Annotated in this window: 24 protein-coding genes; 14 read left to right on the top strand and 10 right to left on the bottom strand. The window is 44.9% G+C overall.

What is annotated here, in order from left to right; translation table 11 throughout:
- Position 1: 1 nt before the first annotated feature.
- The 5 genes from gspG to gspC are packed head-to-tail and all read right to left on the bottom strand — an operon-like array spanning position 2 to position 6,250.
- Positions 2–442, bottom strand: a complete 441-nt coding sequence (gene gspG, locus K5620_RS01595) for a type II secretion system major pseudopilin GspG (protein ID WP_016399780.1) — start codon at positions 440–442, stop codon at positions 2–4.
- Between the two features lie 28 nt (positions 443–470).
- Entirely contained in the window at positions 471–1,688 is a 1,218-nt protein-coding gene (gspF, locus tag K5620_RS01590; protein WP_016399781.1) for a type II secretion system inner membrane protein GspF, read from the bottom strand.
- 8 nt (positions 1,689–1,696) lie between these two features.
- Positions 1,697–3,235: a type II secretion system ATPase GspE gene (gene gspE, locus K5620_RS01585; RefSeq protein WP_016399782.1), complete on the bottom strand. Its 1,539-nt coding sequence runs from the start codon at positions 3,233–3,235 to the stop codon at positions 1,697–1,699.
- Positions 3,235–5,343: a type II secretion system secretin GspD gene (gene gspD, locus K5620_RS01580; protein WP_016399783.1), complete on the bottom strand. Its 2,109-nt coding sequence runs from the start codon at positions 5,341–5,343 to the stop codon at positions 3,235–3,237. Before gspD ends, gspE begins: the two co-directional genes overlap by 1 nt.
- 19 nt (positions 5,344–5,362) lie before the next feature.
- Complete coding sequence (gene gspC / locus K5620_RS01575) at positions 5,363–6,250, bottom strand: type II secretion system protein GspC (protein WP_016399784.1); 888 nt, start codon at positions 6,248–6,250, stop codon at positions 5,363–5,365.
- 258 nt (positions 6,251–6,508) lie between these two features.
- Here gspC and hslR point away from each other — a divergent pair, with 258 nt between their 5' ends.
- The 3 genes from hslR to pckA all read left to right on the top strand — a co-directional run bounded on the left by hslR (position 6,509) and on the right by pckA (position 9,603).
- On the top strand, positions 6,509–6,904 hold the full coding sequence (gene hslR / locus K5620_RS01570; protein WP_016399785.1) for a ribosome-associated heat shock protein Hsp15: 396 nt from the start codon (positions 6,509–6,511) through the stop codon (positions 6,902–6,904).
- A gap of 12 nt (positions 6,905–6,916) precedes the next feature.
- Entirely contained in the window at positions 6,917–7,798 is an 882-nt protein-coding gene (gene hslO, locus K5620_RS01565) for an Hsp33 family molecular chaperone HslO (RefSeq protein ID WP_016399786.1), read from the top strand.
- Positions 7,799–7,977: 179 nt separating this feature from the next.
- Entirely contained in the window at positions 7,978–9,603 is a 1,626-nt protein-coding gene (gene pckA, locus K5620_RS01560) for a phosphoenolpyruvate carboxykinase (ATP) (protein ID WP_016399787.1), read from the top strand.
- A gap of 61 nt (positions 9,604–9,664) precedes the next feature.
- Here the strand turns inward: pckA and K5620_RS01555 are convergent, their stop codons facing one another.
- Complete coding sequence (locus K5620_RS01555; RefSeq protein WP_040306659.1) at positions 9,665–10,747, bottom strand: extracellular solute-binding protein; 1,083 nt, start codon at positions 10,745–10,747, stop codon at positions 9,665–9,667.
- 309 nt (positions 10,748–11,056) lie between these two features.
- Between K5620_RS01555 and K5620_RS01550 the strand changes: the two genes are divergently transcribed.
- From K5620_RS01550 to K5620_RS01535, 4 genes are all read left to right on the top strand, one after another.
- The gene (locus K5620_RS01550) at positions 11,057–11,416 is read left to right on the top strand and encodes a TraR/DksA family transcriptional regulator (RefSeq protein WP_016399790.1); all 360 of its coding nucleotides are present in this window, start codon (positions 11,057–11,059) and stop codon (positions 11,414–11,416) included.
- A 111-nt stretch (positions 11,417–11,527) separates the two neighbouring features.
- A complete protein-coding gene (gene pyrB, locus K5620_RS01545; protein ID WP_016399791.1) occupies positions 11,528–12,460 on the top strand; it encodes an aspartate carbamoyltransferase in 933 nt (310 codons plus the stop codon).
- The gene (pyrI, locus tag K5620_RS01540) at positions 12,460–12,918 is read left to right on the top strand and encodes an aspartate carbamoyltransferase regulatory subunit (protein ID WP_016399792.1); all 459 of its coding nucleotides are present in this window, start codon (positions 12,460–12,462) and stop codon (positions 12,916–12,918) included. Before pyrB ends, pyrI begins: the two co-directional genes overlap by 1 nt.
- Positions 12,919–13,303: 385 nt before the next feature.
- Positions 13,304–14,308: a DUF2860 domain-containing protein gene (locus K5620_RS01535; RefSeq protein ID WP_016399793.1), complete on the top strand. Its 1,005-nt coding sequence runs from the start codon at positions 13,304–13,306 to the stop codon at positions 14,306–14,308.
- 80 nt (positions 14,309–14,388) lie between these two features.
- On the opposite strand, the gene K5620_RS01530 is transcribed toward K5620_RS01535, so the two are convergent.
- Positions 14,389–15,315 carry a protein-signal peptide gene (locus K5620_RS01530; RefSeq protein WP_016399794.1) on the bottom strand — a complete coding sequence of 309 codons (927 nt, stop codon included), beginning with the start codon at positions 15,313–15,315 and terminating at the stop codon, positions 14,389–14,391.
- A gap of 174 nt (positions 15,316–15,489) precedes the next feature.
- On the opposite strand from K5620_RS01530, the gene K5620_RS01525 reads away from it, so the two are divergent.
- Both K5620_RS01525 and K5620_RS01520 read left to right on the top strand, forming a co-directional pair.
- On the top strand, positions 15,490–15,885 hold the full coding sequence (locus K5620_RS01525; RefSeq protein WP_016399795.1) for a DUF3302 domain-containing protein: 396 nt from the start codon (positions 15,490–15,492) through the stop codon (positions 15,883–15,885).
- Entirely contained in the window at positions 15,885–17,027 is a 1,143-nt protein-coding gene (locus K5620_RS01520) for an HlyD family secretion protein (protein ID WP_016399796.1), read from the top strand. The genes K5620_RS01525 and K5620_RS01520 overlap by 1 nt, the downstream gene beginning before the upstream one ends.
- A 51-nt stretch (positions 17,028–17,078) precedes the next feature.
- Here the strand turns inward: K5620_RS01520 and K5620_RS01515 are convergent, their stop codons facing one another.
- Positions 17,079–17,726, bottom strand: a complete 648-nt coding sequence (locus tag K5620_RS01515; protein WP_016399797.1) for a YceH family protein — start codon at positions 17,724–17,726, stop codon at positions 17,079–17,081.
- 303 nt (positions 17,727–18,029) lie between these two features.
- Between K5620_RS01515 and K5620_RS01510 the strand changes: the two genes are divergently transcribed.
- From K5620_RS01510 to K5620_RS01500, 3 genes are all read left to right on the top strand, one after another.
- The gene (locus K5620_RS01510; RefSeq protein ID WP_016399798.1) at positions 18,030–19,157 is read left to right on the top strand and encodes a GGDEF domain-containing protein; all 1,128 of its coding nucleotides are present in this window, start codon (positions 18,030–18,032) and stop codon (positions 19,155–19,157) included.
- Between the two features lie 164 nt (positions 19,158–19,321).
- Positions 19,322–20,101, top strand: coding sequence for an ABC transporter permease (locus tag K5620_RS01505; protein ID WP_016399799.1), 780 nt, complete (start codon positions 19,322–19,324; stop codon positions 20,099–20,101).
- 125 nt (positions 20,102–20,226) lie between these two features.
- A complete protein-coding gene (locus K5620_RS01500) occupies positions 20,227–20,982 on the top strand; it encodes an isocitrate lyase/PEP mutase family protein (protein ID WP_040306583.1) in 756 nt (251 codons plus the stop codon).
- 47 nt (positions 20,983–21,029) lie between these two features.
- Here the strand turns inward: K5620_RS01500 and K5620_RS01495 are convergent, their stop codons facing one another.
- Positions 21,030–21,599, bottom strand: coding sequence for an NADPH-dependent FMN reductase (locus K5620_RS01495; protein WP_016399801.1), 570 nt, complete (start codon positions 21,597–21,599; stop codon positions 21,030–21,032).
- Between the two features lie 105 nt (positions 21,600–21,704).
- Here K5620_RS01495 and K5620_RS01490 point away from each other — a divergent pair, with 105 nt between their 5' ends.
- Positions 21,705–22,595 carry a LysR family transcriptional regulator gene (locus K5620_RS01490; RefSeq protein WP_016399802.1) on the top strand — a complete coding sequence of 297 codons (891 nt, stop codon included), beginning with the start codon at positions 21,705–21,707 and terminating at the stop codon, positions 22,593–22,595.
- A gap of 9 nt (positions 22,596–22,604) precedes the next feature.
- Here K5620_RS01490 and K5620_RS01485 read toward each other — a convergent pair whose 3' ends face one another.
- Positions 22,605–23,192, bottom strand: a complete 588-nt coding sequence (locus tag K5620_RS01485) for a DUF1287 domain-containing protein (protein WP_016399803.1) — start codon at positions 23,190–23,192, stop codon at positions 22,605–22,607.
- A gap of 273 nt (positions 23,193–23,465) precedes the next feature.
- On the opposite strand from K5620_RS01485, the gene K5620_RS01480 reads away from it, so the two are divergent.
- Positions 23,466–23,642, top strand: coding sequence for a hypothetical protein (locus tag K5620_RS01480; protein ID WP_016399804.1), 177 nt, complete (start codon positions 23,466–23,468; stop codon positions 23,640–23,642).
- Positions 23,643–23,687: the final 45 nt, after the last annotated feature.

Here is a 23,687-nt window from a genome sequence, read left to right as displayed (position 1 = left end):
TTTACTGATCTAAGTTCCAGTTACCAATATCGTCATTGGTACCTTCTTCACCGTCTAAGCCGGCGCTGAAAATATCAATACGGCCCTTTTCACCTGGGCTAATTAGAATGTAGTCATTACCCCATGGGTCTTTTTGTAGACGACGTAAGTAGCCATCTTCTGGGTAGTTACGTGGCTCTGGGCTAGAGCTTGGTTTAGTGACCAAGGCTTCTAGACCTTGCTCTGTAGTGGGGTAACGCGAGTTATCCAAACGGTACATGTCCAAGGCATTTTCTAGAGCGATAATATCGGTTTTTGCCTTTTGAATATCGGCTTTTTCTTTGTTACCTAATAAGTTAGGAACAACTAAACCGGCCAAAATACCTAGAATTACAATCACCACCATCACTTCTAGCAAGGTAAAACCTCGGCTAGTTGCTTGAGTGTGCATCGACTTTTGCATGTTACTTACTCCGAAATACCGGTAGGTGCTATAGCCCCACCATGTTATTAAGTTCCAAAATCGGCAATAGAATTGCCATTACGATAAATAGCACGATACCCGCCATGGTTACGATCAAGGCAGGCTCGAATATCCCTAATGCTATGTTCACTTGCGTTTCGAACTGACGGTCTTGGTTGTCGGCCGCGCGTTCTAACATTCCTTCCAATTCTCCTGAACGCTCACCACTGGCGATCATATGTAGCATCATCGGTGGGAACAATTTGGTGGCCTCTAGTGAAGAGTGCAAACTGCCGCCTTCGCGAACTTTAGAGGCGGCATCCAATACTTGGGCACGTGCGTAATCATTGGTGAGTACTTCACCGGCAATGCCCATACCTTCTAACAAAGGCACGGCACTGGCATTCAAAATACTCAAGGTTCTAGCAAAGCGCGCGGTATTAAGCCCCTTGCTCACTTTACCAACCACTGGCATGCCTAAAATGCGCTGGTGCCATTTCATTCTTATGCTGTCTTTCTGCAATAAACGCTGCCAAACCACCATCGCTAGCATGCCGCCAATTAAGAAGAACAGGCCATAATCACTCACTAGTTCACTTACATAAATCAAAAACTTGGTAGCATTAGGCAGCTCTTGCCCCATGTGTTCAAACTGAGCCACTACCTTAGGCACTACCGACACCAACAGAATTGCAATAACACCTAAACACACAAAGGTAAGTACTGCTGGGTAGATTAAAGCTTGCATGGTTTTCATGCGCATCGCTTGGCGCTGCTCGGTGTAATCGGCTAAACGATCAAGCACTTTATCTAGGTGGCCTGATTTTTCGCCTGCAGCCACCATGGCGCAATACAGTTTTTCGAATACGTCGGGGAATTCGGCCATGCTATCGGCCAAGCTGTAACCTTCTACAACTTTGGAGCGCACGCCAAGAATAATGCTTTTGAGTTTAGGTTTATCACACTGTTGAGCTACCGCCTTAAGCGACTCTTCAATGGGCATAGCTGCAGCAACTAAGGTTGCTAGCTGGCGAGTTAATAGGGCTAAATCTGAGGTGCTAACTTTGCTTCGCAAGCGAAAACCAGCGCTGGCTTTTTGAGCACGCTCCGCCACTTGCTCAATTTTAAGTGGCGTTAAGCCTTGCTCACGCAGATGAGCGCGAACCTGACGCGCCGATTCCGCTTCATGAACTCCGTTAGATTTTTTGCCCTTTTTATTAAAGGCTTGATACTCAAATGCCGGCATTACACTAACTATCCTTCGCGGGTTACTCGCAATACTTCTTCTAGGCTAGTAATGCCCTTCAGCACTTTATTTACCCCATCTTGTCGGATGCTTGGGCAACTAGAGCGCACTGCATTCTCAATTTCTTGTTCGCTGCTACCAGAATGGATCATATCGCGCACTTCATCGGTAACCGGCAATAACTCATGAATACCGGTTCGGCCACGATAGCCAGTATTGTTACAGCTTTCACAGCCTACAGGGCGATACACCGTAGCATCTTTAGCAATGCCTAATAGCTGGTGTTCGTGCTCACTTACTAGATGAGCTTCGCAGCAATCTTGGCATAAAGTACGCACTAAACGCTGCGCTAACACCGCTAATAAACTCGATGATAATAAAAACGGTTCAACCCCCATATCGCGCAAACGGGTTACCGAACCAATCGCAGTATTGGTGTGCAGAGTAGATAATACTAAGTGACCGGTTAAACTGGCTTGTACCGCAATTTGCGCGGTTTCTAAGTCACGGATCTCACCAATCATTACTACGTCGGGGTCTTGGCGAAGAATCGCACGCAGACCGCGCGCAAAGGTCATATCTACTTTGGTATTAACTTGGGTTTGGCCGATGCCTTCGATATTAAATTCCACCGGATCTTCTACAGTGAGAATGTTCCGATCTTTAGTATTAATGTCGTTAAGGCCAGCATACAAGGTAGTACTTTTACCCGAACCAGTCGGTCCGGTAACTAAGATAATACCGTGTGGTTTTTTCAACAGTTCGCTAATCACTTCGCGGTAGTTTTCTGCCAAACCTAAGCTTTCAAGCTTCAAGCGAGAATTGTTTTTATCTAATAAACGCAGTACAACCCGCTCGCCATGACTTGATGGCATGGTTGAAACCCGCACATCTACAGCACGGCCAGCAATACGCAAGGAAATACGACCATCTTGCGGTACCCGCTTCTCAGCAATATCCAAACGCGCCATTACTTTAATACGTGAAACTAACAAAGCGGCAAGCTTGCGGTGCGGGCGTAAAATTTCACGCAATACGCCGTCAATACGAAAACGAATCACTAGGGCTGCTTCAAAGGTTTCAATGTGAATATCACTGGCCCCTTCTTTAATTGCTTCACCTAACATGGCGTTAATCAATTTAATGATTGGCGCATCGTCTTCGGTTTCTAATAAGTCTTCGTTTTCCGGAAGCTCTTCGGCCAAGGTATAGAAGTCCATATCGTTACCGATATCTTCCATTAACTGACGAGCTTGCGATGAATCTCGCTGATAACCTTCGGTAAGGCGCTGTTCAAACTCTTCATCAGACAACTCTTCGCAAGAGAATGTTTGCTGTAGTACTCGACGAATTTCTAATAAGGCTTCTAACTCCACCTTAGAGTTATGATAGACCTGCCAAGCGTCTTGCTTTTTCTCCAGCATTACGCCGTAAGTTTTGGCAAACATGTAAGGTAACTGCCAACCTTCTACCCCTTCCATGTGCGGGGTATCAGACACTAAGGCCTTTTCATCTTCTAATACGTTTAGCTCAGCATCTAAGTCCATTACTCGGCACTCACTTGCTCTTTATTGGCAGCTGCCGCTTCGGCTTCTTTTGCCGCTTTCTCAGCTTCTTCTTTCTTTAAGCGCTCATTCTTTTCTTTCAAGTAGTCGATGTACTCTTGAACTTCAGGCGATACATCGTCTACCGAGTTGAACTCTGGCAATACTGGTACTTTAGTATCAGGCATTAACACTACGCCTAACTCTTCACGCAACAATTGCTGAGCACGGATTTGGCTGTATTTACGCGAGCTCACGCTTTGCATGGTTACCGAGTCACGAATAATGGTTGGACGAATGAAAATCATCAAATTACGTTTAACTTTCTTCGAATTGGTCGAGCGGAACAAATGCCCTAATACCGGAATGTCGCCCAGTAGCGGTACTTTAGATTCACTTTCTTCAATTTGGTCGTCTAACAAACCGCCTAAAATAATAGTGTCGCCGCTGTCTACTAACACCGTGGTTTGCAATTGGCGCTTAGCAAATACAACGTCCACAGAAGTTTGGCCTTGTACCTTAGACACTTCTTGTTCGATGGTTAGCTGAACTGCATCACCTTCGTTAATTTGTGGTGTTACTTTTAGCTTGATACCCACTTCTTTACGGTCAACCGTCGTAAATGGATTATCGTTGCTGCTACTCGATGCCGAGCCAGTTAGTACCGGTACTTCTTCACCTACGGTAAAGAAGGCTTCTTTATTATCAAGAGTGGTGATAGACGGTGTTGCTAATAAGTTTGAGCGAGAGTCATTGGCCGCAGCCTGAACTAACACGCCCCAATCAGCACCATAAAAACCAAAAGCGGCACCAGAAATCTTAGCCAAAGCGCTGGCTAAACCAGAGATATCACCGGGCGTTTCTGGGTTTTCTGTACAGGTTTCACCGGTACATACGGTAGAACCTTTGGTGGGTTGAGCATCGTAGATACCTGCACCAATCTCACTAATTGATACACCGGCATCGTTAAACTGGGTACCACCGGCCTTAGTGGCCCACTGCACGCCGAGGCTAATGCCATCACCCTCGGCCACTTCAACAATAATCGCTTCTACGTTTACTTGAGCCCGGCGAATATCCAGTTGGTTAATTACGCCTTCAAGAGTACGCATATTGTCTGGCTGAGCGGTAATTACCAAAGTATTGGTATCTTCGTGGGCTTCAATTGAGAAATTACCACGTGAGTTGCTAGCTGTACTTTTTTTACTGCCGCCAGCCGCCTCTGCCGCTACCGTTTCACTTACGCCTTTTAACACGTCAACCAAGTCACCTGCTTTGGCATACTTTAGGTAGAAAACGCGGGTATTGCCGTAGGTTTCTAACTCACTATCAAGTTTTGCCACCAAGCGAACAATTCGTGCTCGAGCGCTCGGTTCACCCGATACCACAATACTATTGGTACGCTCATCGGCAACCACTTTAGGGATTAACAAACTGGCTGCCGCACCTTTACCACCAGTACTGGCGGTAAGCGATTCAATAATTCGCACCAACTCTCCGGCTGAAGCAAATTTAAGGCGAATAATATCTACCTCTTGGTCCCCGGCTTTATCCACTCGGCGGATAATTTCAACCAAGCGATTCACCACTGCAGCGCGACCAGTAAGCATAATTACGTTTGATGGATCGTAGTGCACTACGTTACCGCCACCGGCATTATCATTTAGCTGACGCAATAAAGGCGCTAGTTCACGTACCGATACGTTTAGCACCGGTACCACTCGGGTAACCATTTCATCGCCAAAGGCTTGCTCATCGCGGTCCACCACCGGAATAGCTCCTGCTTTCGCATCTTTAGCGCGCACCACTTTGGTTACACCGTTTGGCATATCAATAACCGCAAAGCCGTAAACATCTAACACACTTAAGAAGAACTGATAGTACTGCTCTTCGGTAAGCAAATCGTAACTACGCACATTAACTTTACCGCGCACTGCGGGGTCTACGATGATAGTTTTATTGAGATTACGACCAACCGTGGTGATGAACTCACTAATGTCAGCACCTTTAAAATTGGCTGAAAACTCGGTGGCACTCACGACTCCACAAAGGCCTAATCCAATTAGGCCAACAAGGCTGTGGCGAACCAAGCGTAAGGCTTGCAACTTCATGTTAAATAAATCTCCGGTACTATTCATCTGGCAGGCTGAACAACACATCCTGCAACTGGCCATTGCGCTCAACGGTAACTGTAATATCCGTTAGCTCTGCCATCTCTTGCATCACTTGCATTGCTTGCGCGTTGTCACGCAGGTCATATCCATTAAGAGCTACAGCTAAGTCATTAGCTTTCAAGCCCACTTGTTTAAATAAGGCGGCGTTTTTACCGGGGTTAATCCGATAACCACTTAAGGCTCCATCTTTACGAACCGGCGAAATACGAATGTAATCGGTTAGCTTTGAAGGGTCTTTTAATACTTCTTTTACGTCGACTTGCGCCGAACGGCTATTACTAGACGCTTGGGTATTGCGCTTAGCGGTATTTGAACTCGCCCGAGACTGTGAGTTTTTGTCTTCTGGGTCTAGCAATAAGCTTTCGTAAACACCGCGATGTAATAAAATCACCCGGTCAGTTTGAATCTCTTTTATGACAGCTTGAGTACCATTAATCGATTCATCTACACCGTATGTTTGTTGCTTGCCTCGGTGTTCGATAATGGCCAATGCTTTCGTTTGGTCACTACTCGCTACCAAACCAGACAGAGTTAGCTTTAATGAGGTTTTCGGTGCATCAGTTGACGAAGGCGCTTGAACAACTGGTTTAGCCTTTTTAGCTTGATACTCACCAAACAAATGCAGTTTGGTAAGGCTAGATAAATCAACTTGAGCCGCTTTATTACTAGATTGCACCTGCTGAGGAACCCAGCGAAAAGCTTGTGAAGGCGTTGGCACCAATAACCAAGTAATAGACGCCAACTGATAAGCGGCAAAACACATCAATAGTAATGTGATTAATACGCTGCTCTTTTGCGAAGGAACGTAACGAGCAAGTTGAGTAGAAAAAGATTTAATATCCATTTATTCGTTATAATACATCTGTCATCGTTAACCGATTCTCGATCATCCTTATGAAAAAACTATGGCAAAGCGCCTCATATAGAGGGTTCTTCATTCTAAAGGGACTTAGGCGTAGAACAAGAGCTGCAAGTGTAAATTTTGCATTTAATTGGACTTTTATCAGTTTTCTGCTGGATAACGCACTAATCCAGGCCATAGCTAGCACGCATAAAACTGATATAATTTAATAGATAATATATAAGCCAGCCAAGACTTAGCATGAATTCACAAAACTCTAACAACTCTGCACCACGCATAGACAAGTGGTTGTGGGCAGCACGATTTTATAAAACCCGCGGCTTAGCTCGAGATATGGTTATGGGCGGTAAAGTGCACTATAACCAGCAGCGTTGTAAGCCAAGTAGAAATGTAGAAGTGGGTGCTACTATTAGTTTGTGGCAAGGCCAACAACAAATAGAAGTGGTTGTGCAGCAGCTAAGTGATAAACGAGGCCCTGCACCTCAAGCACAACTACTATACCAAGAGACAGAACAAAGCCTTAAAAAGCGCGAGCAATACGCAATGCAACGCAAGCTCATGGCACAAAGCGCCAGCCCAGAACGTCGACCCGATAAAAAGCAACGTCGGCAAATTATTCAGTTTAAACAACAATAGTCAGGCCTAAACATGAAGCAAGACATTCTAAATCGTTACTTATTCGAAGATTACAATCTACGGGGCGAGTTGGTGCAATTGCAGCAAAGCTACCAAGAGATCATCGATCAACAAAATTACCCTGCGCCTGTACAAACCTTGCTGGGCGAAATGCTAGCAGCAACCTGTTTGCTTACTGCAACCTTAAAGTTTGAAGGCGACATTACTGTGCAGCTGCAAGGTAATGGCCCACTAAGTGTGGTGGCGGTAAGTGGTACCGACCAACAACAGATGCGCGGCATTGCGCGCTACGAAGGCGCTATCGATCCGAATATCGACTTTGCTGAACTGGTGGGTCAAGGTCACATAGTCATAACTATTACGCCTACTCAAGGCGAGCGTTACCAAGGCATAGTAGAGATCAATCCACAAGGCGTTGCTGCCAGCATCGAAGCCTACTTCCAGCAATCTGAGCAACTAAATACCAAACTATGGTTATTCACAGGCATGTTTGAAGGTCGTCCCCATGCCAGCGGCTTATTCTTACAAGCATTACCTGCCAGTAAAGATGAGGACGCGGAACACTTTGAGCTGATCTCCACCTTAAGTGAAACAACCACCGCTCAAGAGAGTTTTGAGTTAGACGCAGAACAACTGCTATTCCGTTTGTATCACGAACATAAAGTGCGTGTTTACGAGCCGCAAGAAGTTTGCTTTAAATGCACTTGCTCAAAAGAACGTTGTGAAACCGCCTTAGCCAATATTGACCACAAAGAATTGCTCGAAATTTGCCACGAGAGAGGCCATATTTCGATGCATTGTGACTACTGTGGACACGACTATAAATTTAACGAAGCCGACGTTGAAAACATTTTCACGCGTAATATATCGACAAACCCTGCCAAAATTCATTAAACTGACCTCAGGAAATGCGGTGCGAATCGCATTTCCTAGATAGACCCCTAATAACCATAAAAAAAGTGCTGGTAATTTGACACCCCTCTCTTTTTGGTACCACTAAAGGGATAGAATCAGAGCCAACACCAAATAAAAAAACAATATAAATCTTACCTCTCTACCTACAGGAGACTGCTATGCTTGACGTTGCAGAAAAAGATCAGGTTATCGACCTGGCTCAATACGGCATCAAAGATGTGTCGGACGTGGTGTACAACCCCTCATACGAAGAACTATTCAAGGAAGAAACTCGACCAGAGCTCACGGGCTACGAACGCGGCATTGTTACCAAAACCGGTGCTGTTGCAGTAGATACTGGGATCTTCACCGGGCGTTCGCCAAAAGATAAATACATCGTTCTTGACGATACCACCCGTGACAGCATGTGGTGGACCTCTGAACAAGCTAAAAACGACAACAAGCCAATAGACCCCGCGGTTTGGACCGACCTTAAGAAAACCGTGACCGACCAACTATCTGGCAAACGTTTATTTGTGGTAGACACCTACTGTGGTGCCAACCCTGATACCCGTTTAAAAGTCCGCTTCATTGTTGAAGTGGCATGGCAGGCTCACTTTGTGACCAATATGTTCATTCGCCCAAGTGCTGCGGAGCTGGAAGACTACGAGCCAGACTTTGTAGTAATGAACGGCTCTAAAACCACCAACAAAAAGTGGAAAGAACACGGCCTAAATTCTGAAAACTTCACTGTATTTAACATGACAGAGAAAATGCAGGTGATTGGCGGAACATGGTACGGCGGCGAAATGAAGAAAGGCATGTTCGCCATGATGAACTACTACCTACCACTTAATGGTATGGCGTCGATGCACTGTTCTGCCAATGTTGGTGAAGAGGGCGACACCGCTATTTTCTTCGGTTTGTCTGGTACCGGCAAAACCACCCTATCTACCGACCCTAAACGCCAGTTGATTGGTGATGACGAGCACGGTTGGGATGATGAAGGTGTATTTAACTTTGAAGGTGGCTGCTACGCTAAAACCATTAAGTTAAGTAAAGAAGCCGAGCCCGATATCTACAACGCCATTAAACGAGATGCTTTGTTAGAAAACGTGACAGTGCGTAACGATGGCAGCGTAAACTACGATGACGGTTCTAAAACCGAAAACACGCGGGTTTCTTACCCCATTCATCACATCGAAAATATCGTTAAGCCAGTGTCTAAAGCAGGCCATGCTAAGAAAGTTATTTTCTTAACCGCCGATGCTTTTGGTGTATTACCGCCAGTAGCGAAACTTACTCCAGAGCAAACTAAGTACCACTTCTTATCTGGCTTTACTGCCAAATTAGCGGGTACAGAGCGCGGCATCACTGAGCCAACACCTACCTTCTCGGCATGTTTTGGCGCAGCCTTCCTTACATTACACCCAACTAAATACGCCGAAGTATTAGTTAAACGTATGGAAGCCGCCGGTGCAGAAGCTTACTTGGTGAATACCGGATGGAATGGCACAGGCAAGCGTATTTCAATTCAAGATACTCGTGCAATTATCGACGCTATTTTAGATGGCTCGATTGAAAAGCAAGAAACCAAGCAATTGCCAATCTTTAATTTAGAAGTACCTACAGCCCTTCCTGGTGCCGATAGCGAGATCCTCGATCCTCGCGATACTTACCAAGACCCATTGCAGTGGGAAAGCAAAGCCGAAGATTTAGCTCAGCGCTTTATCAAAAACTTTGCCAAGTACACCGACAATGCCGAAGGTCAAGCACTAGTAGCAGCTGGACCACAACTGGACTAGTTAAACACTAAGTACTAAAAAACCAGCCCGCGGGCTGGTTTTTTTATATCCGAATCTTAGTTTACCGACCCGATTTAAATTTGGTCCACAAACGGGTACGAGTACGCTCAACTTTTGGCGGAATACTCACAAAACCAAACAAGTGCTCAGAGGCTTCTTCGGTCGGGTAAATACCTTCATGGCCAGCAATTTCTGGGTCAATTAAAGCAGTCGCTTTAATATTAGGGTTGGCATACCAAACGTAATCGGTCACCTTGGCAATCACTTCTGGGCGTAATACATAGTTAATAAAGGCATGTGCATTTTCTGGGTGCTTGGCATCTTTAGGAATGGCAAACATGTCAAACCACACACCTGCGCCTTCTTTAGGAATGATGTATTCAAGCTCTACGCCATTATTTGCTTCTGCAGCACGATCGCCAGCCATTAATACATCGCCAGACCAACCAATCGCTACACAAATGTCGCCACTGGCTAAATCATTAATGTACTGCGAAGAGTGGAAGTATCGAATGCTCGGGCGTAGTTGCTCCATTAAGCTTTCAATCTCACCTTTGTAATCGGCCGATTTACTGCTGTTTGGCTCTTTGCCCATGTAGTTGAGCATAGACGCCACTACTTCACTTGGCGCATCTAAATAAGCAATACCACACTGGCTTAACTTAGCGACAATTTCAGGGTCAAACACTAAAGACCAAGAATCTAACTCTGCATCTTCGCCTAAAATTTCTTTCACCTTATTCACGTTGTAACCAATGCCGGTGGTACCCCACATATAAGGAATACCATATAGGTTACCCGGATCGTAAGCTTCTAAGGTAGCGAGCAATTTAGGATCAAGGTTGTCCCAATTGCTTAGCAGGCTGCGGTCTAGCTTTTGATAAACCCCTGCCGTAATTTGACGAGCATAAAAATCGTGCGACGGTGAAACAATATCAAAGCCAGTACTACCAGATAGTAACTTAGCTTCTAATACTTCATTGGAATCAAATACGTCATACACAACTTTAATACCGGTTTCTTTTTCAAACTCGGCAATGGTGTCTTCAGCAATATAATCAGTCCAATTATAAACATTTAGTACTTTCTCTTCTTGAGCAATTACTCCGCCAGCATTAATAGCCAACAGGCTTACCAGCAACATGTTTAGTTTATTCACTCATGCAATCCTCGTGGTGGTGTGATAGCAAATCACGCAATAGTTAATTTAGTGTAGTAAAGCTTTCACCTCAGGCAAAACCAGTTAGATTTAGCCCGTAATGAAATCTCGCGAGATAGTAACGGTAAATTTATCTAAACCCAAGTGCTGGCTGGCTAACAATTATCCAAAAAAGCGCTTTGAAAAGGCTTTACACACCGCTAAAATTAACGATTAACTAAATTTTTGAGTTAACTGCGTGCATACAGGACTAAGTCGCGCTTAACACATATAGGAAGGAAGACTTTCAAAACAATGATTAGCGACCAACAAATAGAGACTATTCGTCTGCAACTCGTCGAGCAATTGAACGAAACTGAACAACGTCTTGAGCAAGACAGTCAGTTATTTAAAGACAAAGAAGATTCTGGTGATGACGTAGATCGCGCCAACCAGGAAGAGTCTCAACAACTTCAGTTGAACCGTCGCCAACACGACCTTGCCCACGTTAAAAGCATTAAAGACGCATTGCGTCGGATTGAAGAACAAGACTACGGATTTTGTGAAGGCTGCGGCGAAGACATTAGTGTTGCCCGTTTAAATGCCCGTCCTGAGTCTCGCTACTGCATCGATTGCCAAGATTATCGCGAACGAAAGAACAGCCAATACGCTTAATTGAGCCATTTAGCTAAATAATCTTAGTATTCCTCATTAAGATCATATTCACTGACTCTGCTCGCTGTTATAATTCTGTTCCGATTTCACATCGGATTAGGATCTGCGAGCATGAACAACCCGCTTTATCAGAAGCATATTATCTCCATCCCTGATTTATCCCGTCAGGAACTCGAATTAATCGTCGACACCGCCCAAAGTATTAAGCAACAACCCCGTCCCGAATTACTAAAAAACAAAGTTGTTGCTAGCTGTTTTTTTGAAGCCTCAACCCGTACTCGCTTGTCATTTGAGACCGCCGTTCAGCGCTTAGGTGGCAGTGTGATTGGTTTTGCCGATGGCGGAAATACCTCGCTGGGTAAAAAAGGCGAAACCTTAGTGGATTCGGTAAAAGTGATTTCTTCGTATAGTGACGCGTTTTTTATGCGCCATCCGCAAGAAGGCGCTGCTCGATTAGCCAGCGAATTCTCTAGCGTACCGGTTGTGAATGGCGGAGATGGCTCCAACCAGCACCCTACCCAAACCTTGCTCGACTTATTTACCATTTACGAAACCCAAGGCTCACTCGAGGGCTTAAAAGTCGCATTTGTTGGTGACTTAAAATATGGCCGCACGGTGCACTCTCTCACTCAAGCCCTGTCACTATTTGGTTGCGAGTTCTACTTTATTGCGCCTAAAGCACTGGCAATGCCTGATTACATTATAGAAGAGCTGAATGAACGTGAAATCACATACAGCCTGCACGACAGTATTGAAGAAGTAGTCAACGAGCTGGATATTCTTTACATGACACGGGTGCAAAAAGAACGCTTCGACGAAACCGAATACCAGCACATGAAATCGAGCTTCATTTTACGCGCTAACATGCTTGAGCAAGTAAAAGACAATCTGAAAATTTTGCACCCATTACCACGGGTAGACGAAATTACTACCGATGTAGATATCACACCGTATGCCTATTACTTCGAGCAAGCAGAAAATGGTGTCTACGCTCGCCAAGCCTTACTCGCATTAATCATGACCAATGAATTTGGAGCGCAATAATGAAGAAGAAGCTGCAAGTAGAAGCCATTGCGCATGGCACCGTAATTGACCACGTTCCTGCTGGTCAAGGCATCAAAATTCTTAAGTTCTTTCAACTCTCGGCTGCGCAAGAGCGAATCACAGTAGGTCTTAACTTACCTAGTGGCGAGCAACAGCAAAAAGACTTAATTAAAGTTGAGAACACGGTGTTTGACGAGAACCAAGCTAACCAATTAGCTTTATTTGCCCCCAATGCCACCATTAATGTGATTGAAGATTTTGAGGTAGTACGTAAGTTTCATGTGTCTACCCCAGAACAAGTAAAAGCGGTGTTTGCTTGTCCAAATAGTAACTGCATTAGCCATAACGAACCTATCGACAGCAACTTTTATGTGCGCCACCAGCAGCAAGACATCAAGCTAAAGTGCCACTACTGCGAAAAAACCTTTGATCGCAGCTTATTCTCAGAACTTGACTAAACCCTGCTATTCAACAAAAACAGAGCGCTAGCCGCTCTGTTTTTTTCTCCGCCTTTAAATCGACTATAAAAACTTCCAGCTAAGCAGGTATATTCTATAGTTAAAGCAGCTAAACTTTTTAATAATAATCCTGTCATTTACAGCTGATAAAACCAAGCAATCACTCCCAAGTGATACCGAGCTTGGTTGTTAGCTAAGCACGCAAACTTACTGAGCAGAAAGCATTAGGCGAAGTAATAAGTTCAACAAAATTGTGCTTACAAAATGGCTAGCTTAAGTTAAGGTAAAGCTATAAATGTATTGATCTATTTAAGTTTTCTTAACGTAAACAGTGTAATCCAAGCTAATGATTTAACTCAGATTACCTGATACAAGGATGTGACTAATGTTTAAACGAGTAAGTTCGCTACTCTGTTGCAGTATGCTATTTAGTTTCACTGCCGACGCCCGCCCTTTAGCAGAAGCGCCTGGCTGGTCTGCCACTATTAACTTGAACGTGGGTTATGTAAGCGGCCAGAATCAGTTTTCTACTGATGACGATAACCAAATTACCGACGATCTAAATAACAATGGCAAAAGCTCTAGCTCTGCAATTGTTTACCCACTCTTGCGGGTAGACTACACAACTCGAGACTTAAAGAATCAGTTCTTCTTAGGTAACAGCCGCGAAAACTTAGGTCGAGCACAGTTTCAATACGAACTGGGTTATACCCGCGCAATTAGTGACCGCAGCAAAATAACCGCAGCATACTTCCCTGAACTCCCTTTACTTAACGACACATGGGCAGATCCATACTTGGTTGGCAGTGCTCGGCAAAAAACCGATGAGAATTATCAAGGTGGTCGCTTACGGTTTGAATCCATTGCCGACAGCCCGCTAACTCTGGAATATGTTTACGCCAATCGCACTGTAGATAACGAACAGAGCGGTGTAAGCATTGCGGGTCTAAGCCAAAGTGACATTCAGTCACTACGAAGAGACGCCAACTTACATCGATTGATTGCCGAAACCTTTGTGCCTTTATCCCGTAAATGGTTCTTAGCGCCCGCAGTGGCTTATACCACCGCTAAAGCCGATGGCAGTGCCAACGACTTCGACCAATATACTTTACGTTTAACCAGCATTTACCGCTCGGGTCCACACGTGTTCACACTGAATACGGAATATGGTCAAACCAAATACTCCGGTAGCAACCCCGTGTTTGATATGCAGACTCAAAAAGACGACAAGATATCGCTATTTGGCATTTATGTATTTAACGAGCCCTTTGGCTGGAAAAACACCATGTTTAACGTTTTGGGTGGCTACAACAATACTGATTCCAACATTACCTTTTACGATAGTAAGGGTGGCATTGCAGCCCTTGGCTTTGGTTACACATTTAAATAACCTCAGCTCGGGATATGTAATGCACAAAAAAGGCAGCCTTGGCTGCCTTAATTTTTTTCAATCAACTCATGGCCACTCGGTCAATCTTGGCTCAAGTCTAACTCCGCAAAGTAAATGGCAGTTTTCTCTTCGTGGCTAGAGTAGTAACTGCAATACACTTTATTGCCTCGCTGCACCAAACCTGGATAACTGGTATCACCGTCTGAGGGCAGTACTTGAAACTCTTTTAGCTGAGCCTTATCAGCATCTAACCAACACAAGCTGGTGCGCACCGGTTGATATAAACGCACAGCACAAAGCAAACGGCCATCATCAAGTTTGATCATTGCTGGGCCGCCAATTTGCTGTTGTAAATCTTGCCATTGCCAATCTAGATAAGGTGGCTTGGCATAACCCAGCTGCCCGGTACCGGTATCTTTATCACGACGCAATAAACACAATGCAGAGCCATCATCCAATAAACACAAGTCATGCTCATTGGGATAAGCCAAACCATTTTGTTGCAAGCTAAATAAAGGATCCAAGTGCAGCTGATAGTTACCCTGCGGGTCCATTCGATAAAGATTTACTTTATCTAAGCTGTAGTTGTAAGCCACAGCGTAAGCGCTATCGGCTAAATAACGGCTGCGCCATAACCACATGCCTGCATCACCTTGAGCACTTAAATCGCTCCAGTTTTCACCATCGTCCGACCATGCTAGATAGCTTTGTAAATCAAACTTCTCGCTGCTGCGATTTACCCCTGCGCAGGTTAGTAGCAGCCGTCCGTCTGGGCTTTCAACTAACTTGGGGTCACGTAAATCAATACCTGGTAGGTGAATTAACGCTGCCGACTCAAAGCGAGTATCATCTACAGCACGACGTAAAATACGAATATCGCCCTCATCACTAACATGGCCCTCAGCTTCGCGAAAACACAACCACAGTGCGCTTTTATACTCGCACAAGTCTGTGAACGCGTTATGCTCTCCGTCATCCCATACCCGCTCAACTGAGCACAACTTCATAAACCCTTTCTCCTATACAACCTTCGGCGCCAGCATAAGCGAATGATTTAGCTAGCAAACTAGCCTACACAGCCCACTGAGTAAAAGCTTAGCAACTTAGTACCCTTATCGACTATTATCAATTAAGCTGAATAAGAGATTCTCTTAATCGCAAAAATATCCCAAGGAGGGACCATGTTTTTGGATTTTTTCGCTTTAGGACTACTGTTCTTTGTAGGCTTAACCTTGTTCTACGGCATCATTGCCATTCACGATATTCCTTACGAAATATCAAAACATCGCAATCACCCTCACCAAGATGCCATCCATGTGGCCGGTTGGATAAGTTTATTCACCCTCCATGCTATTTGGCCCTTTTTATGGATATGGGCCACCTTGTATCGGGAAGACCGAGGTTGGGGCTTTAAGCAGTTGCAACAACAACAACAAGAACAAGAGCTCGAACAAAAAGAGCAACAACTGGAAGATCAGAACGAAGAGTTAAGTGCAGAAATTACTAAGCTAAAACGCCAAGTAGCGATCATTAGCAAACATGTGCAGCAGCTCGAGCAACAACAGGGGAATCAATAATGGATTTATTGCTTATTCTCACTTACGCCGGGATCTGCATCGCGGTATTCAAAATTTTTAATATTCCACTAACTAAATGGACCGTGCCCACTGCAGTACTAGGTGGCATTGTAATCATTGGGGTATTAATGATCCTCATGAACTACAACCACCCCTTTACCGCTAATGCTCGGCAGGTGTATACCTCTGTGCCCATCATGCCCTTGGTGCGCGGAAAAGTCATAGAGGTTCCGGTTAGACCTAATCAGTTGATAAAAGCTGGCGATGTATTGTTTAAACTCGATCCCGAGCCGTTTGAAGCGGTGGTAGAGCAGCGCGAAGCAGAAGTAGCGGCAGCCCAGCAACAAGTACCACAATTGCTAGCCCAATTGGCCAGCGCCCAGGCCACCACCAATGCAGCGAAAGCTGAGCGAGACCGCACTCAAAAAGCTTATCAACGTTATGCCGAAGGGCGTAAAAAAGGCGGTAAAAATAGCCCCTTTACTGAGCTAGAAGTCGAAAATCGCCAACAAGCTTATTTAGCAGCAGAAGCCCAGCTGCAAGTTGCTCAGGCTAACCAAACCAACGCTCAACTGGCTTACGACTCTCAAATAAACGGAGTGAATACCAACGTTGCTCGTTTACAAAGCCAGTTAGATAAAGCCTTGTTCGACCTTGAGCAAACCGTGGTGCACGCACCTACCGACGGCTATGTCACTCAATTAGGCCTACGTAAAGGAATGGTGGCGGTGCCTATGCCCTTGCGCCCAGTTATGACCTTTATACCTAAAGAAGAAAGCATTTTTGTTGGTGCCTTTTGGGAAAATTCCATCAAGCGTTTAAAAGAAGGCGACGAAGCGGAATTTATTGTAACGGCCCAACCAGGCATTGTTTTTAAAGGCACGGTAGTTCAGGTAATGCCAACCATTGCCGAAGGTGAATTCCAAGCGAACGGCAGCCTACTTGGTGCAGAAGCTTTCTTTGTACATAGCCGCAGTTTGGTGATTATTGACCCCGAACCGCGCTTTGATGAATTTGATTTCCCTATGGGCATCAGTGGTCAAGTCGCCATTTACACCGAGCACTTCCATCATGTATCGATGATTAGAAAAGTATTGTTACGCATGCAAGGTTGGGTGAACTACATCTTCCCCTTCCACTAACATTGATAATCTTTACCACTAAAAAGGCCAGCAAGTTGCTGGCCTTTTTTATTATTGCTCTAACTGCTTAACCCGCTGTTTTAAATCAGCCAGTTCTTGGCGCAATGCATCAATTTGTTGCTGTAATTCAGCATTTTGCTGAGTGGCCACCGGAGCGCTAGCCTCTACATGACTTGCTGCTGGCAAAGCCGGCTCACCCGAAAACAAATGAGCATAACGTGACTCTCGCTTGCCCGGCTCTCGCTCAAGCTTAAGCACCAGCTTACCTGCATCATGCTCGGCTAACTCAAGCAAACTTTGCTCTACTTCTTGCACACTGGCAAAGTTGGCTAGGCGCTGGCTACGGGTACGCAGCTCACCAGGAGTTTGCGGCCCACGCAAAAACAGCAAACAGATAATCGCTCGCTGTCCCTCAGTTAACTGCAAACCACCAAATTGGCTATTACAGAAACGGTGTTGATAACGCACCACTCGGCCTGCCATTGGTGCTTCGGTAACAATGCGTAAATCTTGCAGTTGCACCAATACATCTTGAACTTCTGCTTCACTCAATGCCATAACTGGCTCGCGATTACTCTTTTGATTACACGCTAAAGTGAGAGCGTTAAGTGATAGAGGGTATTGATCTGGGGTAGTTGTTTCTTTTTCTAGCAACGCGCCAATAACACGGGTTTGCTCTAAGCTTAAATTCTGTTCCACTCTTCACCTCTTTAAAACAACAACGAAACGTAAGTTTTCTCATTTATCGTTTAAGAATACGTTAATCTCACAACAGAAGCAGCTGCTTGTCACACGTTTCTGAAAGCTCCGCAATTCAATATTCTAAGCCCTCACTTTGTCGACTAAATTTTATGCAATAAACACTCTTATTTGAGCTTTTTTTGATGTAGATTAGTTCTACTGGTCTGATAACTCGTTAAGGTGGGCGTCCACTCAAACGGGTCATAACAGCGCAATACCCATGAGTAGCAATTAACTAGGCACAGCTGGACGCAACATAGTATGGAATCATTTCGTTGGACATCAGATTTTGAAACAGGGATCTCTGTTGTTGACGAGCAGCATCGCCACTTAATTGATCTCATTAATCAAATTGGTGAACAGCTCACCGACAGCCATCCCCTGCAACACGCCGCGATCGAGTCGCTTAGCCAAGAGCTAAATAATTACGTTAAGGAACACTTTCGTGAAGAAGAATTGCTTATGGCCAAACACAAAGTGGATCCGCGCCATTGCCAAGCTCACGTAAAAGCTCACAAAGAATTTTTAGGCGAAGTGGCGAAGCTAAGCCAATTCAACAACGACAATAAACAAAGCAAAATTAAGCATTTGCTCGATTACCTCATTCAATGGTTGGCTTATCATATTCTGGGCATCGACCAAGTGCTCACCAAACAGCTGCATTTCATAGAAGCGGGTGACAGCCCAGCATCTGCCTATAGTAAAATTGAGCAACCCAACGATCTTGCCACCGAGCCTCTAATTACCGCCTTGCGTGGTTTATTTCACCAAGTTAGCGTGCGCAATAACGAGCTGCTCGAACTCAATCAAAATCTTGAGCAAAAAGTACAAGAACGCACCCTAGCGCTGCAAAAAACCAATCAGCATTTACAATCTTTAGCGCATACCGATGTGCTCACTGGCTTACCTAACCGCCGCCATGCAATGATTCAACTTATGGAGCTTTGGAAGCAATCGCTTGAAAGCAACAGTCCATTAGCTTGCATGATGATAGATGCCGATCACTTTAAACAAATTAATGATCGAAATGGTCACGATGCTGGCGATGCGGTGTTAATGCTACTGGCACGCGCATTACGCGAATCGGTGCGTAACGACGACGTAGTAGCCCGTTTAGGCGGCGATGAGTTTTTATTAATTTGCCCCAATACCAGTTCAGAAGGTGCATTAAACCTAGGGCACAGCATTCGCGAACGTATTGCTAATATGCAACTCAACCACCAGCGCTATAGCGTTACGGTAAGTGTAGGTATTGCAAGTCGTAGCAAAGAAATGCAGCACCACGAAGCGATTATGAAAGCAGCCGATAAAGCGGTTTATAAAGCCAAGGCTGAGGGTAAAAACTGCGTACGCAGCTATGAAGATGTATCCAAGCAACAAGCCTGCTAAGCACTAAGGGGGGTTTATCTTTCGCGGTTAAATGTTGTTCGCAAAGAAATCAGCTTGAAGGATACTTAGCCCCTAACCTTTTCTAACAAGACAGAAAAATCCACTCAGGTTACACTCATTATTCTAAGCCCCTTGGATTAGCGCTTGTTATAGGAAACCTGCCCATGACCATAGATATTAGCTGGCCAGCACTTGCCGCCTTTTCGCTAATACTGTTGATTCCGATTGGGCTTAATTGGCGCTTTAAACTTAGCCTAGGTAAAGACATAACCAGCAGTTTAGTGCGAATGGTGCTGCAGCTTGTATTGCTCGGCTTGTATCTGCAGTTTTTGTTTGATTTAAACAGCTTGTGGGTCAACCTGCTTTGGTTGGTCGTTATGCTTGTGGTGGGCGCTAGCGCCATTCTTGGCAAAGCCAAATTACCTAAAAGAAACTTGTTTATACCAGTCTTGTTGGGGCTGGTGCTGGGCTTAAGTCCTTTACTGATACTGCTGCTATTCGCCTTACTAAAGCCGAGCCCTAGCTATAGCGCTCAGTACCTCATTCCCCTAGCAGGCATGCTTTTAGGCAACAGCCTTAGTGGAAACATTGTGGCTTTACAGCGCCTATTTAGCGCACTGGATGAAAAAACCGCCGAATACCACGCTTATTTAGCACTTGGCGCAAATCGACTACAGGCAACTCAAGGCTTTGTGCAAAATGCTATGCAGCAAGCTTTTGCGCCTGTTTTAGCGTCTATGAGCACAGTGGGTTTAGTCACACTCCCCGGCATGATGACCGGTCAAATACTCGCAGGCAGTGACCCAATGGTAGCGGTGAAGTATCAACTGGTTATTCTGATTGCTATTTTTGTCATGCTAAGTGTCTCAATTTCGACCACGCTTAGTATTAGCATTCGAGTCGCCATTAGCCCGACAGGGCTGGTTAAAGTCACTAAAAATTAGTTTTTAAAACTGCTTATCACGGTCTACTCAAACGGACTATAAAAACTAAAATACTTGTTCAGTTTTCGGTTGTTGAGTATTTCTACTCAATGTACCTTTTAGCTTTAGATTCTGAGACAACAGCTATGACATTCAATGACTTACACCATCAACAATTACCACTATTACTCTGCAATGTTTGGGATGTTGCCAGTGCGAATATAGCCAAAAAGCTTGGTTTTACCGCAATAGGAACATCAAGCGCGGCAATTGCTGCTGCCCGAGGTTTAGATGACGGCGAACAGCTTTCGTTTAACGATCTAGTCCAGGTTGTTGCGCAAATAAAACAACACTGCAGCTTGCCCTTAAGTGTCGATATAGAAGCAGGTTACAGCCAAAATCCTCAAACTATTGTCGACAACATACAGTCACTCAACAAACTAGGTGTAGTTGGAATAAACATTGAAGACAGCGTGGTAAAACAGCAGCGAGAATTGCTGCCTACGAACGACTTTGCAGCCACGCTTTCCTTTATAAAAAACCAGCTGATACAGAGAGAGATAGAGATCTTCATCAATGCCAGAAGTGATGTTTTCCTTGTTGGCTGCAAAGATGCCGTAAGGCTAGCCAAGCAACGTATGCAACTTTACATCGACGCCGGTGCGGATGGGATCTTTTTACCCGGCATAGAGCAGCTGGAACATATTGAAGAACTAAGTAAACACTGCAGCGTACCGCTAAACGTAATGTGCATGCCGCATTTAGCTAACTTTGCTCAACTGCATGCCGCTGGGGTTAAACGCATCAGTATGGGTAACTTTGTGTTTAACAACATGCAGCAACATCTAGAAAGTCAGCTGGCCAGCATTAAGCAAAGCCAATCTTTTGCAACGCTGTTTTAAGGCTTGGAATTAACAGCTCCAGCCACTGCCGGAGCTGTTAAGGCCATCTATTTAGCCAAACGTTTTGCGGTTTCGGCAACCCCAGCACCTAAGGCTTTTACGCGCTGCTCCATATCTGCATCGGTTAATTGCCCGTCACTATTAAATGCTTGATAAGAAGAACCAACAGCCACTTGATTTGGGCTAACCATTACCCCTAAGTTGAACAAAATATCACGGGTATGTGCCAAGCCACGAATCCCCCCTAAACCGCCCGGAGAAGTCGCCATGATACCGGCCACTTTACCTTGGAAGGCCGAGCCAATATCAGCATCCTTAGAAGGGCGAGATAACCAATCTAAAGCATTTTTTAATACGCCAGAAATAGAGCCATTATACTCAGGGCTGGCGATCAACATGCCATCGGCCTGCGCAAAAAGGTGTTTTAAATCGTTAACTGAAGCAGGCGTACCCTCGGCCTCTAAATCTTCTGAGTAAAGTGGGATGGCAAAATCAGCTAAGTCTACATAGCGAACTTCAGCGCCCGCTTCCTCAGCACCTTTTGCCGCAATTTTCACCAAGTTTTTATTGAACGATTGAGCGCGTAAGCTGCCTGCAATAGCAATTAATTTAGTCATGTTGTGCTCCTAGGCCTAGCCTGAAAATGGAATTTGTTTCGATTTGAGAGCATTCTTACATAAGCAAATTTGAAGAAAAACAACACCTGTGCAACACTTCTGTGCATGAATGCACATAAGAATGATTGGAACGACATCCATATAGCTTATAAGGTTGCAACCTTAGGCACGCTTACCGCAGCCGCAGAAGCACTGGATGTACACCACAGTACGGTATTACGGCGAATAAATGCCTTGGAAGAGCGCTTAGGCACCCGCTTGTTTCATCGCCATGCACGCGGCTACCAAGTCACCGAAGCAGGTTTGTTACTTACCCAAACCGCCGAAAGCACCCAAAACGACTTTAACCGTTTATTGGGCAAACTGGCCGGCACCGACAATCAGCTTTCCGGAACCTTGGTATTAACCACAGTGAACAATATGGCCGAGCTGCTGTTACCAATGCTGGCCGAGTTCCAAGCGCTTTACCCCAATATCAAATTGGAATATGCCGCCGACAGTAGAATTTTGAAACTAGAACACGGCGAAGCTCACGTAAGCATTCGCCCTGGTAAAAAACCTAAAGATCTAGACTACGTGGTGCAGCACTTAGCCGATAGTCCAGTAACTCTTTATGGCTCAAGTGCTTATCTTAAAAAATACGGAAAGATTAAAAGCTTAAATGAGGTGGCAGGGCATAAGTTTATTTCAACCATTGAGCCCTACTCGCAGATTAGCTTTATTAATTGGATGAATAGCGAGTTAGATCCGCAACAAATTGCTTTGCGGGTAAACGACTTTAATGCCTTTATTCCAGCCATAAAAGCTGGGTTTGGCGCAGCACCACTCAATTGTGAAACCGCCAAGGCCTACCCAGACCTGCTGCCACTTATGGCACCACCAGAACATTGGGCCATTCCACAATGGCTTACCACACATGTAGATATGCACCGCACCAGTAAAGTTCAGGCCTTCACGCAGTTTTTGAAGCAACGTTTTAATGCGCTAGCCAACTAATTGAAGTACTTAGTCTACCTCAGGTAAATAACGGTAATGGCCGGTTATTTGGTAACTAAACAGCATGTCGTTTAATTGCGGCCCTAGGCCAATGTTATGAACAATTTTTGGTACGCCAGCTGCTGTGTATTGGTCACTCACAATGCCGATATGGGGCAGATTACCGGGGAGCATCCAAGTCACAATATCACCCGGCAAATAGCTGCTAGCGCTATCACTTACAGCTAACGATTCACCATGGCGGGTAAAAAACACCTGAAGATTAGGCACTCTGCGATGGTCAATATTTCGGTCGGTGCGGCTTAAACCCCAAATACGTTTAGACGGATACTGCGCAAAATGCTGCTTCATGTCTTCATGTACTTGAACTTGTAGATCAATGCCAAGTGCTCGGTAGGAACGAATAAGCACATCGGTGCACACCCCAAAGTGTTCGGGCACATCACCATTAGGATAATCCAGTGCAAAGTAGGCACCATTGTAAATCACCGTGTGCTCTGTTCGCGCCAAGGCAGCATCAACCAACTGTTGCGAAAAAGTGCTGCCAAGCACCGGTAATGAAACCGCGCCTACGAGCAACAACACTAACCTAAACATAATACTCCCTATCGATGACTTACCATTCACTCACTCTACGCTATCTTACTTATTTTCAGCACCATTACTAACAATTGAGTCAATGTAGAGACGCCATTCACCCTTATTTAGCGATGCGAGCTTATAGTGCATAGCTAGATCCAGCTCACTAATTAGGCAAAATTCTCTAATACTATGGAGGTAGCTCTAAACCTCAATTGATGTAGATCATTTTTTGTAGGCTATTCGCTGGTTATGTTGAAAGTGTAACAACAATAAATAGAGGTAATAAAAATGGAATTAATACAAGATCCGCGTTGTTATACCGACGTTTGTATAGACGGCCAATGGTACCACTACGACCATTGCGGCACTTCTGCTTATATGCTTAAAGGTGGAGCGTCTTCGGGTATTGAATTGCAAAGCATTCCCACCACCGAAAACGAATTAATCGAATTACTGTCTAGATAAGAGCTGGTAACTTGCACCTGTTCGAGCTGAACGGGTGGCTAGTTT

The sequence above is a fragment of the Agarivorans albus genome (assembly GCF_019670105.1).
GTDB lineage: Bacteria > Pseudomonadota > Gammaproteobacteria > Enterobacterales > Celerinatantimonadaceae > Agarivorans > Agarivorans albus.
Note: the sequence above shows the minus strand (reverse complement) of the source record. Positions and strands in the feature narration are given on the sequence as shown.

Bases quoted from the DNA above. Each gene is read 5' to 3' on its own strand.
- gspG (WP_016399780.1), bottom strand. From the start codon at position 442: ATGCAAAAGTCGATGCACACTCAAGCAACTAGCCGAGGTTTTACCTTG.
- gspF (WP_016399781.1), bottom strand. From the start codon at position 1,688: ATGCCGGCATTTGAGTATCAAGCCTTTAATAAAAAGGGCAAAAAATCT.
- gspE (WP_016399782.1), bottom strand. From the start codon at position 3,235: ATGGACTTAGATGCTGAGCTAAACGTATTAGAAGATGAAAAGGCCTTA.
- gspD (WP_016399783.1), bottom strand. From the start codon at position 5,343: ATGAAGTTGCAAGCCTTACGCTTGGTTCGCCACAGCCTTGTTGGCCTA.
- gspC (WP_016399784.1), bottom strand. From the start codon at position 6,250: ATGGATATTAAATCTTTTTCTACTCAACTTGCTCGTTACGTTCCTTCG.
- hslR (WP_016399785.1), top strand. From the start codon at position 6,509: ATGAATTCACAAAACTCTAACAACTCTGCACCACGCATAGACAAGTGG.
- hslO (WP_016399786.1), top strand. From the start codon at position 6,917: ATGAAGCAAGACATTCTAAATCGTTACTTATTCGAAGATTACAATCTA.
- pckA (WP_016399787.1), top strand. From the start codon at position 7,978: ATGCTTGACGTTGCAGAAAAAGATCAGGTTATCGACCTGGCTCAATAC.
- K5620_RS01555 (WP_040306659.1), bottom strand. From the start codon at position 10,747: ATGTTGCTGGTAAGCCTGTTGGCTATTAATGCTGGCGGAGTAATTGCT.
- K5620_RS01550 (WP_016399790.1), top strand. From the start codon at position 11,057: ATGATTAGCGACCAACAAATAGAGACTATTCGTCTGCAACTCGTCGAG.
- pyrB (WP_016399791.1), top strand. From the start codon at position 11,528: ATGAACAACCCGCTTTATCAGAAGCATATTATCTCCATCCCTGATTTA.
- pyrI (WP_016399792.1), top strand. From the start codon at position 12,460: ATGAAGAAGAAGCTGCAAGTAGAAGCCATTGCGCATGGCACCGTAATT.
- K5620_RS01535 (WP_016399793.1), top strand. From the start codon at position 13,304: ATGTTTAAACGAGTAAGTTCGCTACTCTGTTGCAGTATGCTATTTAGT.
- K5620_RS01530 (WP_016399794.1), bottom strand. From the start codon at position 15,315: ATGAAGTTGTGCTCAGTTGAGCGGGTATGGGATGACGGAGAGCATAAC.
- K5620_RS01525 (WP_016399795.1), top strand. From the start codon at position 15,490: ATGTTTTTGGATTTTTTCGCTTTAGGACTACTGTTCTTTGTAGGCTTA.
- K5620_RS01520 (WP_016399796.1), top strand. From the start codon at position 15,885: ATGGATTTATTGCTTATTCTCACTTACGCCGGGATCTGCATCGCGGTA.
- K5620_RS01510 (WP_016399798.1), top strand. From the start codon at position 18,030: ATGGAATCATTTCGTTGGACATCAGATTTTGAAACAGGGATCTCTGTT.
- K5620_RS01505 (WP_016399799.1), top strand. From the start codon at position 19,322: ATGACCATAGATATTAGCTGGCCAGCACTTGCCGCCTTTTCGCTAATA.
- K5620_RS01500 (WP_040306583.1), top strand. From the start codon at position 20,227: ATGACATTCAATGACTTACACCATCAACAATTACCACTATTACTCTGC.
- K5620_RS01495 (WP_016399801.1), bottom strand. From the start codon at position 21,599: ATGACTAAATTAATTGCTATTGCAGGCAGCTTACGCGCTCAATCGTTC.
- K5620_RS01490 (WP_016399802.1), top strand. From the start codon at position 21,705: ATGAATGCACATAAGAATGATTGGAACGACATCCATATAGCTTATAAG.
- K5620_RS01485 (WP_016399803.1), bottom strand. From the start codon at position 23,192: ATGTTTAGGTTAGTGTTGTTGCTCGTAGGCGCGGTTTCATTACCGGTG.
- K5620_RS01480 (WP_016399804.1), top strand. From the start codon at position 23,466: ATGGAATTAATACAAGATCCGCGTTGTTATACCGACGTTTGTATAGAC.